13 protein-coding genes are annotated in these 18,215 nt (G+C 44.5%); 11 read left to right on the forward strand and 2 right to left on the reverse strand.

Annotated elements, in window-relative coordinates:
* Nucleotides 1–263: 263 nt before the first annotated feature.
* From ftsE to NST13_RS15710, 6 genes are all read left to right on the forward strand, one after another.
* Nucleotides 264–950 carry a cell division ATP-binding protein FtsE gene (gene ftsE / locus NST13_RS15685; protein WP_342470125.1) on the forward strand — a complete coding sequence of 229 codons (687 nt, stop codon included), beginning with the start codon at nt 264–266 and terminating at the stop codon, nt 948–950.
* Nucleotides 940–1,839: a permease-like cell division protein FtsX gene (gene ftsX, locus NST13_RS15690; protein ID WP_342581043.1), complete on the forward strand. Its 900-nt coding sequence runs from the start codon at nt 940–942 to the stop codon at nt 1,837–1,839. Before ftsE ends, ftsX begins: the two co-directional genes overlap by 11 nt.
* A gap of 20 nt (nt 1,840–1,859) precedes the next feature.
* Nucleotides 1,860–3,089, forward strand: a complete 1,230-nt coding sequence (locus NST13_RS15695; RefSeq protein ID WP_342470123.1) for a peptidoglycan DD-metalloendopeptidase family protein — start codon at nt 1,860–1,862, stop codon at nt 3,087–3,089.
* A gap of 164 nt (nt 3,090–3,253) precedes the next feature.
* Nucleotides 3,254–3,841: a redoxin domain-containing protein gene (locus NST13_RS15700; protein WP_342581044.1), complete on the forward strand. Its 588-nt coding sequence runs from the start codon at nt 3,254–3,256 to the stop codon at nt 3,839–3,841.
* Nucleotides 3,842–3,910: 69 nt separating this feature from the next.
* Nucleotides 3,911–5,350 carry a S41 family peptidase gene (locus tag NST13_RS15705; RefSeq protein WP_342581045.1) on the forward strand — a complete coding sequence of 480 codons (1,440 nt, stop codon included), beginning with the start codon at nt 3,911–3,913 and terminating at the stop codon, nt 5,348–5,350.
* Nucleotides 5,351–5,642: 292 nt separating this feature from the next.
* The gene (locus NST13_RS15710; protein WP_342581046.1) at nt 5,643–6,809 is read left to right on the forward strand and encodes a PDZ domain-containing protein; all 1,167 of its coding nucleotides are present in this window, start codon (nt 5,643–5,645) and stop codon (nt 6,807–6,809) included.
* 266 nt (nt 6,810–7,075) lie between these two features.
* Here NST13_RS15710 and NST13_RS15715 read toward each other — a convergent pair whose 3' ends face one another.
* Together NST13_RS15715 and NST13_RS15720 are read right to left on the reverse strand one after the other, a co-directional pair.
* A complete protein-coding gene (locus NST13_RS15715) occupies nt 7,076–7,399 on the reverse strand; it encodes an AzlD domain-containing protein (protein ID WP_342470119.1) in 324 nt (107 codons plus the stop codon).
* Entirely contained in the window at nt 7,396–8,109 is a 714-nt protein-coding gene (locus tag NST13_RS15720) for an AzlC family ABC transporter permease (RefSeq protein WP_342581874.1), read from the reverse strand. The genes NST13_RS15715 and NST13_RS15720 overlap by 4 nt, the downstream gene beginning before the upstream one ends.
* A 260-nt stretch (nt 8,110–8,369) precedes the next feature.
* Here NST13_RS15720 and NST13_RS15725 point away from each other — a divergent pair, with 260 nt between their 5' ends.
* The 5 genes from NST13_RS15725 to NST13_RS15745 all read left to right on the forward strand — a co-directional run bounded on the left by NST13_RS15725 (nt 8,370) and on the right by NST13_RS15745 (nt 18,191).
* Nucleotides 8,370–8,921 (forward strand): XRE family transcriptional regulator, encoded by a 552-nt coding sequence (locus tag NST13_RS15725; RefSeq protein WP_342581047.1) that lies wholly within the window; start codon nt 8,370–8,372, stop codon nt 8,919–8,921.
* Between the two features lie 11 nt (nt 8,922–8,932).
* The gene (locus NST13_RS15730; RefSeq protein WP_342581048.1) at nt 8,933–9,580 is read left to right on the forward strand and encodes a TVP38/TMEM64 family protein; all 648 of its coding nucleotides are present in this window, start codon (nt 8,933–8,935) and stop codon (nt 9,578–9,580) included.
* Nucleotides 9,581–9,715: 135 nt separating this feature from the next.
* Nucleotides 9,716–13,225 (forward strand): helicase-exonuclease AddAB subunit AddB, encoded by a 3,510-nt coding sequence (gene addB, locus NST13_RS15735; protein ID WP_342581049.1) that lies wholly within the window; start codon nt 9,716–9,718, stop codon nt 13,223–13,225.
* The gene (addA, locus tag NST13_RS15740; protein ID WP_342581050.1) at nt 13,203–16,940 is read left to right on the forward strand and encodes a helicase-exonuclease AddAB subunit AddA; all 3,738 of its coding nucleotides are present in this window, start codon (nt 13,203–13,205) and stop codon (nt 16,938–16,940) included. Before addB ends, addA begins: the two co-directional genes overlap by 23 nt.
* Before the next feature lie 75 nt (nt 16,941–17,015).
* Nucleotides 17,016–18,191, forward strand: coding sequence for a DUF418 domain-containing protein (locus tag NST13_RS15745; protein WP_342581051.1), 1,176 nt, complete (start codon nt 17,016–17,018; stop codon nt 18,189–18,191).
* Nucleotides 18,192–18,215 lie beyond the last annotated feature (24 nt).

The raw sequence follows: 18,215 nt of genomic DNA on the forward strand, positions 1-18,215 counted from the left end.
CGGTTATTGTTGGGGGAGATCCATAAATGTAAAAAATGCGGAACATCCATTCCTTCCAAAAGAAAAAATACGGGCAATTTCATTTGCGGAATATAAATCCGGTTCATTGACAAGGCCTTTATTACTGATAGATTGATAATTAATTTGTATTTTTAAAAAAATAATGATAGTCAATGAAAAGAAAATGTAAAATTATTAACCACATAAAGTGCTATAATAGAAATTGTTGAATGACTATAGATAGAACCAAGGTGATTATATTAATGATACAAATGAAAGAGGTTTACAAAAAATACCCAAACGGTGTGGTGGCTGTAAACGGTATTTCTGTCGATATAAAACAAGGTGAATTTGTTTATGTGGTAGGCCCTTCCGGTGCGGGGAAGTCGACCTTTATCAAGCTGATGTACCGCGAAGAGATTCCTACTTCCGGTGAAGTGATCATCAACGGAATCAATACTTCCAAATTGAAGAAAAGGGAGATTCCCCATTTTCGAAGGAAGTTGGGGGTTGTTTTCCAAGACTTTAAGTTGCTTCCGAAGTTGACCGTTTATGAAAATGTCGCTTTTGCAATGGAAGTCATTGAAGAGCAGCCGAAAACAATTCGGAAGCGGGTATTGGAAGTGTTGGATTTGGTCGGATTAAAACATAAAATCCGCATGTTCCCGAACGAGCTGTCCGGTGGGGAACAGCAACGGGTTTCCATTGCCCGCTCCATTGTGAATATGCCGAAAGTGGTCATTGCGGACGAGCCTACTGGAAATCTGGACCCGGAAACTTCCTGGGATATCATGAAAATCTTTGAAGATATCAATTCTTTGGGGACAACCGTTGTCATGGCAACGCATAACCGTGAAATCGTAAACAAAATCCGCAAGCGGGTGATTACGATTGATGGCGGCATGATTGTCCGGGACGTCTTTGGAGGTGATTACGGTTATGAAATTTAGAACCCTCCAGCGGCATTTCCGTGAAAGTCTAAAGAGTTTAAGCCGGAACGGATGGATGTCTTTCGCCTCGATCAGTGCGGTTACGGTGACGCTCATATTGGTCGGTATTTTCGCATTGGTGATGATGAATTTAAATCATATCGCGGATAATATCGAAAATGATGTGGAAATCCGCGTTCTAATCGATATTATCAACGATCCGAAAGAAATGAAGGCCGCTGAAGACAAGCTCATGAAACAGGTGGAACGCTTGCCGGAAGTGGCGGAAGTCAAGTACTCTTCCAAGGAAGATGAATTGAAGATTTTGATCGAAAACTATGGCGAAGATTTCAGTTTATATGAACAAAGCAATCCATTGCGGAACGTTTTATATGTAAAAGCGAAGGATCCGGAGCAGACGGCGGATCTTGCGAAAAAAATTGATAAGCTCGATCATACATATGACGTCATTTATGGGGAAGAAAAAGTTGAAAATCTGTTCAATTTCTTAAATACTGGCCGCAACATTGGCCTGGTTTTAATTTTGGGTCTTTTATTTACGGCGATTTTCTTAATCTACAATACGATCCGTATTACCATTGTCGCCCGCAAAGACGAGATTGAAATTATGAAACTGGTGGGAGCGACAAGCTCTTTCGTGCGCATTCCTTTCTTATTTGAAGGATTGTGGCTTGGCGTGCTTGGGTCCATCCTTCCGATGATTGTTGTATCGGTCGTTTACTATAATGTGTACAACAAGTTGACTCCAAAAATTCAAGGAAACATGTTGCAGCTGCTTGAAGTGACCCCTCTGGTTTATGAAGTGAACCTGATCGTCTTGGCACTTGGCATTTTCATCGGTGTATGGGGCAGCTTCATGTCGGTTCGGAAATTCTTGAGAGTTTATTAGAAACAAGGAGGCACCATTTGATGGGAAACTTTTTTAAACGCCATTTCAAAATCATTACGGCGATGATCGCTGTACTGCTTTTCATACAGATACCTGTTACATATGCGGCAAATCTGTCCGATTTAAAAAGCAAACAGCAGCAAGTGGAACAACAGAAAAAAGAATTGAATAGTCAAATCAATCAAAAATCCAGCGCAATCAAATCCAATGAATCCAAACAGAAACAATTGTTAGCCCAAATTGATAAATTGATAGACCAAATTTCAAAAACAAATCAAGAAATTAAACAAGTAGAAAATGAGATTGGACAAGCCAATCAAGAAATTGCCGCTTTAAAAGAAAAAATTGAAGCATTGCAAAAAAAGATTGATGAACGGAATGCATTGTTGGAAGAACGCGCCCGTGCATTGCAGGCAAACGGTTCGGTTTCATTTTTGGATGTGTTGTTGGGCGCCAACAGCTTCGTTGATTTTATTGACCGTTTTTCAGCGGTCAATACGTTGATCGATGCTGACCGCCAAATCATCCGTGAACAAAAAGAAGACCAAAAACAATTGGAAGACCAAAAAGTGGTATTGGAAAATACAAAAAGAAAACTGGAAGAAAAACAAAACCAACTTAAAAACTTAAAAGCTTCTTTGGATTCCCAAAAACAAGAAAAAAATAAATTGATTGCCGAACTCGAAAAAGAGCAACAAAAACTATTAAGCGAGAAAAAATTATTGGAGAAACAATATTCCGAGTATCTTGAAATCAGTCAAGACTTGGAAAACCAAATCGCGGAACTTCAAAGACAACAATTAAGCAAAGCTCAGTCTTCCGGAAATTTACCGGTTTCATCCAGCGGTTTCATGAAACCGACAAATGGTGTGTTGACAAGCGGTTATGGTTGGAGAAATTTAGGTTATGGTCCTGAGTTCCACTATGGTGTTGACTTGGCTAACCGTGCAGGAACGCCAGTCCTAGCCTCAGCAGATGGTGTGGTCACTTATGCATCCGCCCTAAGCACGTACGGAAATGTAATCATGGTTACGCACAATATTAACGGCCAAATCTATACAACATTATATGCCCATTTAAGAGCATTTAATGTCGGCGTTGGCGATGTGGTAAAACAAGGCCAACAAATTGGTGAAATGGGAGCCACTGGACGCGCGACAGGTCCTCACTTGCATTTCGAAGTGCATATCGGTACATGGCGTGGACAAAAAGCGGGCGTACAAAATCCGTTGAATTATATTTCCCTATAATGTAGGAAACAAGCTGTTTAGAAAGTGAAATTCTTTCTAAACGGCTTTTTTAATTGAAAAATTTATTTTTCAATCTTGTCAAACATTATCAAAATTCATTGGCCGGATTTTATGATATGCTATAAGATAGAATAATTTCAAAGGAAGCAGACTGGAGGGGTTCAATGAGCAACAACATGAAAAAAGCGCTTGGGGCAATTGTGATCATCGCTTTGGTCGCGATTGCGGCGGGCATGTTTATCCATGATAAATTGGAAGAAAACAAAAAAAATGCCCTCGATGATGATACACCGGGATATGAAGTGGGCAAGGGCAGTCCCCAAAGTGTCGGATTAGGAAAGCCGGCGCCGGATTTCACATTAAATACATTGGATGGAAACCCGTTGACCCTTTCCGATTTAAAAGGGAAGAAAGTGATTTTGAACTTCTGGGCGACATGGTGTCCGCCTTGCAAAGATGAAATGCCGCATTTCCAGGAGTATTACGAAAAGTATGCGGAAGAAGATAATGTGGAAATTGTCGCGGTGAATTATACACTCAACGACAAAATGGCAAGTGTTGAGAATTTCGTGAAAAGTTATGATTTAACCTTCCCGGTGCTGTTGATGGAGGAAGAAGATGTCAGGGAGACATACAAAGTTTATACGCTGCCATCCACCTTTTTCATCAATTCCAAGGGCGTAATTGAAAAGCAAGTATTGGGACCGTTGGATTTGGATACATTGCGAAATTATGTGACGGCATTAGAATAAAAAAATCGCTCTTTTGCATGTGTTATTGCTCCTCTTTTCCACATAAATTGAACGAGAGGAGGATAGTGAGTGCGAAAGAGTCGATTTTTTTTCATTTTTGCCATCATCTGTGTGTTGTTAGCCATCATTGTGTATTGGAAAAGCGTGACAAAGCAGGAAACGGATTTGAAAGGAAGCAATATCCCGGTCATTGACCAGGCTTTTACCCTGATCAAAGAGAAATCGGTGTTTGATACGAAAGATGAGGAATTGATTGAAGGTGCCTTAAGGGGAATGACGGAAGCGATCAAGGATCCATACAGCACCTATTATACGGAAAAGGAAGCGGCCATTCATCGCCAGTCTTTGGCAGGGCAGCGGGTAGGCATCGGCATTGAAATTACGGAAAAGGATGGGCGATTTATCGTCGTTTCACCTGTGAAATCATCTCCCGCTGAAAAAGCAGGAATCCGTCCGTTTGATGAAATCGTGGAAGTGGATGGCGTCCGTTTGGAAGGCAAAACCCTTGGGGAGTTGCTGCAATTAATTCAAGGAGAGCCAGGTGAAAAAGTGTCGCTGGTCATTTATCGTCCAAGCACAGACAGGCATATAAAAATCACGGTGGAGCGGGCGGAAATTGATAACCAGACAGTGAAATGGAAAGTCATTCCAATAGAAGAATCAAAAATCGGCTATGTTTCCATTTCGATGTTCGGGGAAGACACGGTGGAAGAATGGGTGGAAGCAACGAAACGGCTGTTATCGGAAAAAGTGGATGGCATGATAGTTGATTTGCGAGACAATCCTGGAGGTTATTTACATAGCGTCGCGGGCGTCGTAAGTAGCATCGGGAAAGAAGGGGACATTTTCGCATATATGCAAAATGCGGAAGGAACGATGGAAGCAATCAAAACGGCAAAGCTGGATGTGGATGACGATTATTTAAAAAGAATGAAGACGATTCCGTTGGTTGTTCTCCAAAATGAGGGCAGTGCATCGGCCAGCGAAGTGATGGCGGGAGCGTTAAAAAGTTGGAACCGGGCAATCATTGTAGGACTCAAGAGCTTTGGAAAAGGAACGGTGCAAGAAACGTACGATTTGGAAAATGGCGGGGAATTGAAATTATCTACAAATAAATGGCTGACTCCTGATCGGGAATGGATACATGGAAAAGGCATCGAATCGGACATTGAAGTGGAGCAACATCCATTGTTTGCGATGGAAATCATGCCGCTCCGGGGTGAATTCGCGGAAGGGGATTATAGCGAAGAAGTGGCCTATGTTCAAAAAGTGTTGAGCGGTTTGGGATACAACTTGTCAAGAACGGACGGGTTTTATGATGAACAAACGGCGGAAGCGGTGGCCTCCTATCGGGAGAAACACGATCTCGAAAGCGGACGGCATATGGATGATGAATTCTTCGCAAGCATCCGCAATCAAGTGGCTTCATATAAGGAAGACATGGAACATGATGTGCAGTTGAAAATGGGCTTGAGCGTCATGTTGCACAAAATCAAAGGGAATATATAGCGGATTTGTGAGAGAAGGGCAAATGGCGGAAACAATGAGGTTTTCCCATTTGCTCTTTAATGTTTGACGGGTTTTTTCAGATCTTTAGGGCGGTGAATGTCTTTATGGATTTTGCCTGGTTGTAAATATATTTTAGTGATGAAATTACCTTTGTTTCAAAGAAATCCATAAAACTCCTGTCATTTTCTATATGGAAATCATTTCTGTTAATAAATTCCTGATTTCCCCCTACGCAAATTTTTATTACTTTGATACAATGAACAGTAGTTAGTAGGAAACGGCGGTGGGATGAGTGATTGAGATTTTATTGGAACTGTTGAAGGCAATTGGCAGAATGTTTATGAATCCATTATTATATCTTTCCATATTGATGGCGATTGTACTGGGATACGTCCGTGTCAAAAGGGAAAGAAAGTTCTTTAAAATCCGGATTTTGTGGGGTTGGACGGAATTGATCGGCCTCATTAAGGAAGGAATCTGGTTCGCACTTATGATTTCAGTGCTTACCCTGCTTTTCGGATTAACTCAATCCATCGAATTGTTATTCTTTGTGACGGCCTTCAGTATCCTCGGCCTGCTCCTTTACAATTTCCATCTTCTTTCGCCTATCGTCCTGATGGGATTAAGCCTCGGCTCTTTAATGGTGATGTATGATCAACATTGGTCGTTTGAATGGCTGGGGTTGACGATCCAGGGCGTGGACGTGATGGAAGGTGCGGCTGTGACAAGCGCTTTGGTCGCAGGATTATTGCTGATTGCGGAAAGCCGTTTAATCAAGAAACATGGCATGAATTACGCATCACCGATGATTGAAAAATCGAAAAGGGGATTGAATGGCGTCGCTTTCTTTACGAAAAAATTGTGGCTGTTGCCGATTTTTTTCGTTGTGCCCGGACAAGCAATTGATGCTTATTTTCCTTGGTGGCCGCAATTTTCATTGAACCACCAGCAATTTTCTTTGGTTTTATTCCCTTTTGTTGTAGGATTCCAACAGTTGACAAGACGTTCCTTGCCGCTATATGTTTATCCTAAATTATCAAGGGCGGTTCTTATTTTAGGAGAATTGGTTCTCATCGGCGGACTTGTCGGCTATTTTTATCCAATCGCGGCGGTAGTGACGGTGTTTGCAGGGGCATTCTTCCGTTTATTGATTTCATATATTTTTAAAGTTCGCGAACGCCGGGATGTGTATGCGGTTTCTGCCCGTCCAAGCGGCGTGATGATTGCAGCGGTATTGCCGGATTCGCCGGCGGAAAAAATGGGGCTGCAGGCCGGAGAGATTATCCGCAAAGTGAACGGAATGGAAGTGCATAATGAATTGGAGTTGTATAAAGCCCTTCAAATCAATGCCGCCTACTGCAAATTGGAAGTGTTGAATCATAAAAATGAACTGCGCTTGACGCAGCATGAAGTATATAGCAAAGACCATTACCGGATCGGTTTGCTGGTGGTTGAATAGAATGTGCAAGATGGCTTAATTCCTGAAGATGGGAATTGAGCCTTTTTTTTTATATAAAATTGGGGTGTTTATGGCATATCTGAGCAAGAGGATGATTTATCTGAGCAAGGGTGGACCGCAACCGAGCAAGAGCATGGTTTATCCGAGCAAGCGGGCAACATATCCATTTAAAAACAAACCCGCCCGCGCAAGATCGCACACCACAGCCATAAAAACAAAAAAGAGCGAACCTTCTCCATTCGCCCTTTCCTATCCAATATTCCCTTCTAAAAGAAATTCCGCAAAATTGCCACCGTCAAAACCCCGACAATCACCGTTTTCGATAAACTCTTCGTCCAAAGGGCAACGAGCAGTGTGGGCACAAAAGCAACCGTGTTTTCCCCATTCAACGTGACGAATTTGCCTTCCGTATTCAATAATGATTGAAAAACCAGCGCGCTCAGAATGCAAACAGGAATAAATTGCAGCCAGCGCAACACCACTTGCGGCAATTCAAGATTCCGCACCAAAATAAATGGAATGACGCGGGGCAACCAAGTGACGAGGGCGCATCCCAAAATTAATAAAACCATCAATAACGTTGTCGTCATTTTTCCGTGATCACCCCAATCGTCGCCACGATGACGGTGGATAAAAGCACCGCCAAATGGCTCGGCATGAAATAAGAAAGAATGTACATGGCGCCAAACACACAGCCAATCAACTTCAAATAATGCATGAGCTTCCCTCTGCTTGCATTCGCCAAATTCAGTACAAGCAGCGCGATAAACATCGCCACCAAGGCATAATCAAGGCCCCATCGATTAGGGTTTGGAATCCAGTTTCCGACAAGCCCCCCAAGAACACAGGCGGCAATCCACGTCAAATAGGCGGTCAAATTTAAACCATCCATCCAGCGGCCGCCCAGCTGTTTTTCCCGCCCCATTTTCGTCACTGCAACGCCAAAGGTTTCATCCGTCAGCAAAGAACCGAAACCGACATTGCGCAATGCGGAATAGCGGGTGAAGTATGGGGCGACAGTCAGGGACATGAGGAAATGTCTCAAGTTGACGATAAACGTGGTGATGATGATGACGGACATCGGTGCGCCGGCCACATACAACCCGGCAAAAATGAACTGGGCGCTTCCGGCATACACAAGAGCCGACAGGAGAAAAATCTCCAAAACGGATAATTTTGAAGCAATCCCTACGACTCCAAAGGCAAAACCGATACTTATGTAACCTAACAATGTGGGAATGCAATCTTTCATTCCCTGGAAGAACGAATCTTCCGTCGCAGTTTTTGCAATTTCTTTCATTTCTTTGATTTCCGTTGCCACGCCATCCAACCCTTTCATCCGAATTTTCGAGATACATGATCCCCTGTTGCAACTTTATGAACACCGATTCGTTACAGTACAATGGGATCCATTTGTGTACTATAATGATGAAGAAAATCGGTCTAAAGTTTACCATTTAATGCTAATTACGTATTATAATTAAATCGTCAGAATATTCTTCTTTCGTTTTATATAGTATACATTTGTCTTTTAAAATAGACAATAGGGTGGAACAAAAAATGGAACAAATGAATCGCTACATTGGCATGCAATTAAAAAAAATCCGGAAAGAGCGCAGTTTAAGTTTGGATGATGTGGCAAAAGCTACTGATGTAAGCAAAGCTCAGCTTGCCCAAATTGAAAAAGGGGAAGCGAATCCGACCGTTTCGACTTTATGGAAAATTGCCGCAGGATTAAAGATTTCTTTTTCATCCCTCCTGCAGCCGCCAAAAACGTTTTTTCAAAAATATAGCGTGGATCCAACTACATACGTTTCAGAAGAGGACGGAAAATATCGCGTTTACTCCATCATTCCCTATGACCCGGAAAGGGGATGGGAATTTTATAAAATTGAAATGGATCCCGGGGTGACCCATAAAAGTGAACCGCATACGGAAGGGGTGGAGGAAACGGTGACGGTCATTGCAGGACAAGCCGTAGTCCAATGCGGGGAAATGCGGGAAAGTTTGACGGAAGGGGAAACCCTCCTTTTCTCCGCCAATCAGCCCCACCAGTATGAAAATCCAACCGATCAAGTGACGGTCTTGCATTTAATTATTCAGTATCGATAGAGGTGGAACATGTGAGTGATTGGTTTACCATTGAAAACATCGAAGCTTTGGAAGCGCAGTACAGGACCCTGGGACCAATTATTGGTTTACTTTTCCCCTTTTTGGAAGCCTTTCTTCCATTCCTGCCTTTGGTGGCGTTTGTCGTGGCAAATGCCAGTTCCCATGGTCTTTGGATGGGATTTTTGCTTTCCTGGGTTGGAACCGTATCGGGATCCTATTCGGTCTTTTTGCTTGTCCGGCAATTTGGAAAATATCCGAGAGTGCAAAAATTCATCAAATATAAGAAAATGCAGAAGCTCATCCGTTGGGTGGATATGAAAGGGATTGCCCCGCTGTTTATCTTGTTGTGTTTTCCCTTCACCCCGTCGGTACTGGTGAATATTGTCGCGGGACTATCCAATATAAAGAAGAAAATCTATTTGGTTGTATTGTTGACCGGAAAATTTGTCATGATTTTGACCATCAGTTTGCTCGGGTATGATATTGGGGCATTGTTGCGCAGCCCAATCAAATTGATCCTCGTCATCGTGGCCATTGTCCTGCTGTGGATCATAGGAAAAATCATTGAAAAATATTTGAATAAACGCGTTGAACGAGAGCTGAAAGAAGTTTCGAAAATCAGAAAACAAAAGAAGCTGAAAATGACGCCCAAAGAATGAGCGGTGTGGCAAAATTTCCGCAATGTCCCGAAAATCAGACATTTTCGGGGCTTTTTTCATTATCGTCAGGTGACGAATCGATGAAAAAATATACTATAATTATATTACAATTTTCCATAAAGAAGGAGGAGCGGCATGTCATTACGAATCATCAGCGGACGGGCCGGGACAGGAAAAACGGCCTTAATACACCGTGAAATTGTGGAAGAAGTGAAATCCAATCCTTTTGGTCCCCCCATTTATTTGATCGTTCCGGATCAAATGTCCTTTTCGACGGAATACCAGCTGACGAACCACTATGGGATCGAAGGTTTGATTCGGGCCCAGGTCATGACTTTCAAGCGATTATCCTGGCATATATTGCAGGAAACCGGGGGCATCGCCAAAGATAAAGTGGATAAAATCGGCTATCGCATGCTCCTGAGACGGCTGCTGGAAGAGAATAAAGACCAATTTGCTTTATTCGGCCAAGCTGCGGACAAACCGGGATTTACGGAAGAAATTGAAAAGATGATCAGGGAATTTAATCAGTTCAACATCGATAGCCAGGCGTTGAAAGTGGCGATCGGCCAATTTGAACAATCGGAAGCTCCTCATACATTGATTGCGAAAACGAAGGACTTGCAAATCATTGTTCAAAAATTGGAAGAAATATTGGGAGACAGGTATGTGGAAGGGGACGGACTGTACCCGTTTTTAATCCGGCAAATGAAGAACTCCGAAAAATTGAAAGATACCCATGTATACATCGATGGATTCACTTTCTTTACCGTCCGGGAGTTTGAGATCATCAAGCAGCTGTTGGCACTGACCAAACGGGTGACGGTGGTTCTTCCATTTGAAGATGAAAAGGATAAAGATGATGAGCAGGCGGTGTTCCATCGCGCGGCGTTGATGTACGACAAATTGCGGCAAGAAGCGATAAATTTTGGGATTGAAATCGAACCGCGCATACATATGCAAACGGTGCATCGTTATCGAAATAAAGATTTACGGCATGTGGAACAAGAGTTTCATGAGCCGGTTCCGGATAAGTTGGAAGCGGAAGGTTTTGTCCAAATCATTGAAGGATCCAACCGCCGGGCAGAAGTTCATGGAATTGCCCGGGAAATAAAACGGTTGGTGCAAGAGGAGGGCATTCGTTATCGTGATATAGGGATTATGTATCGGCAAGCGGAAGTGTATGATCCGTTGATTTCGACAATTTTCGCCCAATACGACATTCCTGTTTTTACGAACGAGAAAAAGCCGATGTTGCATCATCCATTAATTGAATTCAGCCGTTCCGTTTTGGAAGTGGTCACATCCCGTTGGAAATATGAGCCGATTTTCCGCAGTGTGAAAACGGATTTATTTTTCCCGCTCCATTCCGATGTGAAAGAAATGCGGGAGAAGGCGGATCTATTCGAAAACTTCGTCATTGCCCAAGGAATTTACGGGGATCGGTGGATGCAGGATGATCGATGGTTTTATAAAAAATACCGCGGTCTGGAGTATGTTTCAAAAAGACAGACCGATGAAGAACAGAAGGTCCAAGCGATCATTGATGAAATGAAAGGGTATGTCCGGGAGCCATTGCTGAAATTGGAGCGGGAATTGAAGAAAGCCCGGAACGGGAAGGAAATCGCCTTTGCTTTATTCTCCTGCATGGATGAATTGCAAGTGTTCGAAAAACTCCAGGCGTTGAAAGATAAAGAGCTGGAAAGCGGCCGTTTGGAAGAAGCGATGGAACATGACCAGGCTTGGAACCAATGGGTGAATGTGCTTGAACAATTCGTTGTCATGTTTGGTGACCAGCCTTTGACGGTGGAGGAGGCCGCGAAAATTTTGGATGAAGGTTATAATACCCTCACTTTCTCCAAAATTCCTCCGGCCATCGATGAAGTGACGGTTTCCCAATTGGAGTTTTCCCGCTTTGACAATATGAAAGTCGTGTTCGTCATCGGCGTGAATGACGGGGTGTATCCGATGCGGATCGACTATGAAGGGCTGATGAACGACTCGGATCGGGAATGGTTTTCAAGCATTGATATGGAATTGTTCCCAACTTCGAAACACCGTTTAATGGAAGAAAACTTCTACATTTACCGTGCCTTTTCTTCTCCGACGGACCGGTTGTATGTGACTTATTCAAGCAGCGACGAGGAAAGCAAGGCGCTATTGCCATCCCTATATGTTCAGCGGTTGCTCAATTTGTTTGAAGTGGATGGTGAAAGCACGCTGCCTCAACAACGGATTTTCGTCGATCCGATTGAAGAGTGGGATCGGTCCCATGTGCTTTCATATTTGCGCCATCCGAGAACTTCCCTTGCCTACCTGATGACCCAGTTGAAGCAGGCGGAATCGGAGGAACTGGCACCGGAATGGCAAGCGTTGAAGGCATTTTATGAACGGAGCGAAGAATGGAAACCGGTGCTTGACCTTGTGATGAAGCCGCTCAAACAGAAAAATGTTTCGGAACCGTTGCAAAAGCCGTTGACGGAAGCATTGTACGGGGATGAATTGACTTCCAGCGTGTCGCGCATTGAAAAATATTTCAGCTGTCCATTTGCCCATTTTGCAACTTATGGCCTCCGCTTGGAACAGCGGCCGGAGTTCCGGCTGGAAACCTTTGAAATGGGGGACTTGTTCCATGAAGCATTGAAATGGATTTCCATGGAAACGAACCGTTTGAATTTGCCATGGAATAAATTGACGCGGGAACAATGCGCATATCTTGCCCGTGAGGCGGTGGAACGGATTGTGCCGGCCTTCTCCCACCAAATCTTATTAAGCAGTTCCCGTTACCGCTACATTCAGCGGAAACTCATGCGCATCATCGAAAAAACGATGGTCGCCTTGACGCATCATGCGAAAAGTTCATTTTTCAAACCGGTTGCCGTGGAAGCTTCTTTTGGTCCGAAAGAACAATTGCCGCCATTGGAAATTCCGTTAAGAAGCGGACGAAGAATGCAATTGCGCGGCCGCATCGACCGGATTGACTATGCAAAAGTGGGGGACAAAACGTATTTGCGCGTCATCGATTATAAATCATCGGGCAAAGATTTGGATTTGAATGAAGTGTACTACGGCCTATCTTTGCAATTGTTGACGTATTTGGATGTGGCGGTGGAAAACTCGTTCATCTTGTTGAAAGAATCGGCATTGCCGGCAGGAGTGCTCTACGTCCATGTGCAAAATCCGCTATTAAAAATCGAGAAAGAATTAAATGAAATGCAGGTCGAAGAAGAACGGCTGAAAATGTTCAAAATGAGAGGGCTGCTGGCGGAAGACCAGGAGGCTGTGATGGCAATGGATGAACGTTTGGAAGAGGATGGCAAGTCAATCATCATTCCGGTATCCATTACGAAAAAGCAGGAATTTGCCAAAACTTCGAAAGTGGTCCCTCCTGATGCGATGCAGGATTTGCGCCGATTTGTCCGCAAAAAACACCAGGAAGCGGGGGAATCCATTTTAAGCGGTGACACCTCCATCCGGCCGTTTAAGTTGAAAAACAAAACGGCCTGTGATTATTGCCAGTTCAAGTCGGTGTGCCAATTCGACCCGACGGAAGGCGAATATCTGCGGTTGCAGGCGGACAAGCTGCCGAACGTGATTGATAAAATTCGAAAGGAGTTGAATGTTGATGAATCCGATTCCTTCTAAACCAAAGGACGCCACATGGACTGACGAACAATGGAAAGCCATTTGGGCGACGGGGCAGGACATTCTCGTTTCCGCTGCAGCCGGTTCAGGGAAAACGGCGGTGCTGGTCAACCGGATGATTGAAAAAGTCATCTCGAAGGAAAATCCGATTGATGTGGACGAACTGCTCGTCGTGACCTTTACAAACGCCGCAGCAGCGGAAATGCGCCATCGACTCGCCGGTGCCTTGGAAAAGGAAATTGCGAAGAATCCGCATAATGCCCATTTGCGGAAGCAGTTGAGCCTTGTCAATAAAGCGCAAATTTCCACATTGCACTCCTTTTGTTTATCCATCGTTCGGCAATATGCATACATGATTGACATTGATCCGGGATTCCGCATTGCCAGCGAAGGGGAAATCTCTTTATTGCGGGATGATGTGATAAAAGACGTCATGGAAGAAGCCTACAGTGCGGAAGAGGACTCGGACGTGAACCGCATTTACCGGTTGGTGGACAGTTTCACCTCCGACCGGGATGACCAGGAAATTGAAAAGCTCATCGAACAGTTGTATGACAATGCAATGGTGCATCCGGAACCGAAAAAATGGCTACAATCCCTTGTGGAGCAATACCGGCTTCCGGATTACATCACGGTGGATGAGTTGCCTTTCATCGGACATGTGAAAAATGCCATTGAATTTCAGTTGGAGGAAGCAAAGTCTCATCTCTTGTCGGTCAGAAAATATGCTTTGATGCCGGATGGTCCGTACCCCTATGGGGCGACGGTGGAATTGGATTTGGCGCTCATTCAGGAGGCGTTGCGGCGCATCCGTTCTTCCTGGCAAGAAGCGTACGATTTCTTTACAACGTTGAAATGGGAGACCCTTGCCCGGGTGGCGAAAGATTCCTGCGATGAGGAATTGAAGAAGAAAGCGCAGGATAAACGGAATAAGGCGAAAGAGGTCGTAAAAAAAATCCAGGAAACGTATTTTGCAAGAAAGCCGGAGCGGCTCATTGAAGAAATCCGCCTCATGGCACCGGCAATCGAAACATTGGTCGAACTCACTCTGAAATTTGGCGAGAAATTTAAGCAGGCAAAGCTGGAAAAAGGCATCATGGATTTTTCGGATTTGGAACATTTCGCCCTGGAAATATTGACGGTGGAAGAGGATGGACAGATCAAGCCGTCTCCTGTCGCGTTGGAATTTCAAAAGCGGTTCAAAGAAGTGCTCGTGGATGAATATCAGGATACGAACATGTTGCAAGAAACGATTTTGCAACTGGTGAAACGCGGCGATGAAAGCAATGGCAACATGTTCATGGTCGGGGATGTGAAGCAGTCCATTTACCGTTTCCGTCTGGCGGAACCGATGCTCTTTTTACATAAGTATTTAACCTTTGAGGAAGAGCCGAAAACAAGCGGTTTAAAAATCGATTTGAATGCCAACTTCCGCAGCCGGAAGGAAGTCCTCCACGCAACGAACTGCATCTTTGAGCAGGTGATGGGCGAAAAGGTCGGGGAAATCACTTACGACGAGAAGGCGGCTTTGAAACCGGGCGCGCCGTACAATGAGGAAGAAGTGCCGGTGGAATTGGCCATCATCCACGAAGAACAGCCCGATGCTTCATCCGGAAGTGACGAGGAAGAGGATTTGGAAGCCATCTTGGAAGAAGAGATGAAAAAATCCCAGCAGGAAGCCCGCTACATCATTCAGCGCATCAAAGAATTGATGGAGGCCGGGGCGACCGTTTATGATACGAAACAAAAAGACCCGGCGAAAAGAACCCGCCCGTTGCGTTACAGCGACATCGTCATTTTGATGCGTTCCATGACGTGGTCAAACGATATCATCGAGGAATTCAAGGCGGCCAATATCCCGTTATATGCGGAAAGCTCGAAAGGGTATTTCGATGCTTTGGAAGTCATGATCATGATGAATTTGTTGAAAGTCATCGACAACCCGTATCAGGATATTCCATTGGCATCGGTTTTAAGGGCGCCATTTGTGGGGCTTACGGAAAATGAATTGGCGCTGATCCGTTTAACCGAAAAGAACGCGCCTTTTTACGAGGCGGTCAAAAAATTTGTTGAACAGGGCCATTCAGGACTTGAAGCCCAAACCCAATCCAAACTTGAGAAGTTTCTGCGGCAGCTTGATACGTGGAGGGATATGGCACGGCGAGGCAGCCTTTCCGATTTGATTTGGAAAATTTATTTGGACACCCATTACTATGAAATGGTTGGCGCCATGTCCAACGGCAAACAGAGACAAGCCAATTTGCGTGCCCTCCATGACCGGGCATTGACTTTCGAAAAATCTTCTTACCGCGGTTTGTTCCGCTTTTTGCGGTTCATCGACCGAATGAAAGCCCGCGGAGAAGATTTGGGCATCGCCAAAGCCATTGGAGAAAAGGATGATGTGGTCCGTTTAGTGACCATCCACTCATCCAAAGGGCTTGAATATCCCGTTGTATTTGTGGCGGGACTGGGCAACAAATTCAATCTGAAGGATTTCAACGAACCGTATCTATTTGATCAAACTTACGGTCTTGCAGTGAAAGCGATCGACCCGGACAACCGGATCATGTACACTTCATTGCCGTTCTTGGCCATGAAGGAAAAGAAAAGATTGGAAATGATTGCTGAGGAAATGCGGATTTTATATGTGGCGATGACCCGGGCGAAAGAGCGTCTCATTCTCGTCGGCTCCGTGAAAGATTGGGAGAAAACGAAACACAGTTGGTGTGAAATGCAAAGCTTGCCCCACAATGAGATGCTGCCGGACTATGTAAGGGCGGGAGCAAAAAGTTACCTTGATTGGATCGGTCCAGCCATCAGCAGACATGAGGCTTTTAAAGAATTCAGTGATGAAGAATACATGCCGATACCGCATCCGTCCACCTGGAAAGTGAGTGTCATCTCCAATGAAACGTTCCTGAAAAAACCGTTGGAAGCGGAAGAGTCGGCAACCAACGGACAAATGGAAGAAGTGGATGAACACTTGCTGCAAGAGCTCAACCGCCGATTTACTTACGCATACCCGTTTGAATGGGCGACGAAGAAAAAATCGAAAACAAGCGTATCCGAAATGAAGCGCATTGAAAACTTGCGGCAGGATGAAGAGCAGGATGCGGAGATCATGAAGCTCATCTTAAAAAAACGCGGTAAATCCCTTGTGAAGCGGCCATTGTTTATGGAAGAAAAACAGCTGACGGCGACGGAAATCGGGACAGCGATGCACACGGTGATGCAACATGTGCCGCAGCAAGGGTTTGAAAACATGGAGGAAGCGCAGCAATTCCTTGATGGGCTTGCCAATAAACAATTGATTACGGAAGAAGAACGGAAAGCAATCGAGCTGGAAAAACTGTTGCATTTCTTCCAGACTCCAATCGGACAGCGGTTCAGCCATGCGCAAAAATTGTACCGGGAAGTGCCGTTCACATTAAGCGTGAAAGATGCGGACGGCGATTCCCAAATCATTCAGGGGATTGTCGATTGCCTGATGCTGGATGAGGATGGAAGATGGGTGCTTCTTGATTACAAAACGGATAAAATTTTGCCTTCCTTTGAGGAAGAAAAGGCGCTGATCCGTGAAATGACGAAACGCTATGGGGTACAAATCCGACTTTATACGGAAGCGGTCGAAAAGATTCTGCGCATCAAAGTGGATGAAAAGATGCTCTACTTGTTCGATGCCGGGAAAGAGGTGCAATTGGGGTCGCTGGTTTGAAACATCATTCGTCAATTTTTCTTGTAAGTTATTTAGGAAAATGGTAGTTTAATTGTATTTAGGAGGTCGAATGAAATGTTTCAACCAACGACGTTAAACGAAAGAATCCATACCCTCGATATTATGCGGGGAGTGAGTCTGCTCGGCATTTTGCTTGTCAACATGTTCGCCTTTTCCCAACCGCTTCCCCATGTCCATGATTTGAACAGTTGGTTCACGGACATTCATGATCAACTGAACTATCAATTGCTTGATATATATGTGCAAGGAAGCTTTTATCCTTTGTTTTCCATGCTGTTCGGCTACGGCTTGGCGATGCAGTACATGAAAGCGGAACGGACGGGGACGAATTTTTATCCGTTTGCATTGAAGCGCCTCCTTGTGCTGCTCATCATCGGTTTGCTGCATGCCTTTCTCCTTTGGTGGGGCGACATCATTACGATGTATGCGGTTTGCGGCTTTTTTCTGATTTTGCTGCTGAGATTGAATAGCGGCTGGATGCTTTCCATTGCATTGGTTTTGAATGGACTTTTCCATACATTGATCATTTCCGTTTATGCGATGGCGGAGATTGCCAATGATGAGTATGAAACGTTTGTCGATATAAGTGCGATAGAAGATGCCATTACTGCCTACGGAATCGGGACATGGAAAGATGCATTCATGCAGCGCCTAAATGATTTGGCGATCCAAATGTCTCCGTCAATGTGGATCAGTGCCATGTTTACAATCCTTCCATATATGTTGGTCGGAGCGGCAGCGGCAAAATGGCGCCTGGTGGAAAGGGCAAAAGAGTTGAAAGGGAGATGGATTATCCTTGCCATTGTTTGCATTGCGGGGGGGCTGTTTTTAAAAAGCTATCCATTCCATACAACGCGGACTTACTTATGGGAATATGTCCGGGTTTATATGGGAGGACCGATTGTCGCAATCGGATATGCATCAGCCATTGTGCTCCTTTGCCTCATCCCATTCCTTCCGAAGCTGTTAAGCCCGATCGCCAAAGCGGGCCGCATGTCCTTGACCCTTTATCTCATGCAGTCCGTCATTTGTACGTTGTTGTTCTACAATTACGGTTTCGGCCTTTACGGCAAAGTGGATGTCTTGATGGGAATAGTGATTGCCATCAGCATTTATGTGATTCAAGCCGCCTTTGCCGAGCTATGGTTCATCAAGTTCCGGCAAGGTCCGCTGGAATACCTGGTCAAACGGATGACGTACGGAAAAACGTTAAAGAAAATGGAGCAATAACGGTTTTTTTCATGTAATATTGTT

Origin of the sequence: Ureibacillus sp. FSL W7-1570, assembly GCF_038593265.1 — a bacterium.
Lineage (GTDB): Bacteria > Bacillota > Bacilli > Bacillales_A > Planococcaceae > Ureibacillus > Ureibacillus suwonensis.

Coding starts and splice junctions, on each gene's coding strand:
- addB (WP_342581049.1), top strand. CDS start 9,716: ATGTCATTACGAATCATCAGCGGACGGGCCGGGACAGGAAAAACGGCC.
- NST13_RS15745 (WP_342581051.1), top strand. CDS start 17,016: ATGTTTCAACCAACGACGTTAAACGAAAGAATCCATACCCTCGATATT.
- NST13_RS15700 (WP_342581044.1), top strand. CDS start 3,254: ATGAGCAACAACATGAAAAAAGCGCTTGGGGCAATTGTGATCATCGCT.
- NST13_RS15720 (WP_342581874.1), bottom strand. CDS start 8,109: ATGAAAGAAATTGCAAAAACTGCGACGGAAGATTCGTTCTTCCAGGGA.
- ftsX (WP_342581043.1), top strand. CDS start 940: ATGAAATTTAGAACCCTCCAGCGGCATTTCCGTGAAAGTCTAAAGAGT.
- NST13_RS15725 (WP_342581047.1), top strand. CDS start 8,370: ATGGAACAAATGAATCGCTACATTGGCATGCAATTAAAAAAAATCCGG.
- NST13_RS15715 (WP_342470119.1), bottom strand. CDS start 7,399: ATGACGACAACGTTATTGATGGTTTTATTAATTTTGGGATGCGCCCTC.
- ftsE (WP_342470125.1), top strand. CDS start 264: ATGATACAAATGAAAGAGGTTTACAAAAAATACCCAAACGGTGTGGTG.
- NST13_RS15695 (WP_342470123.1), top strand. CDS start 1,860: ATGGGAAACTTTTTTAAACGCCATTTCAAAATCATTACGGCGATGATC.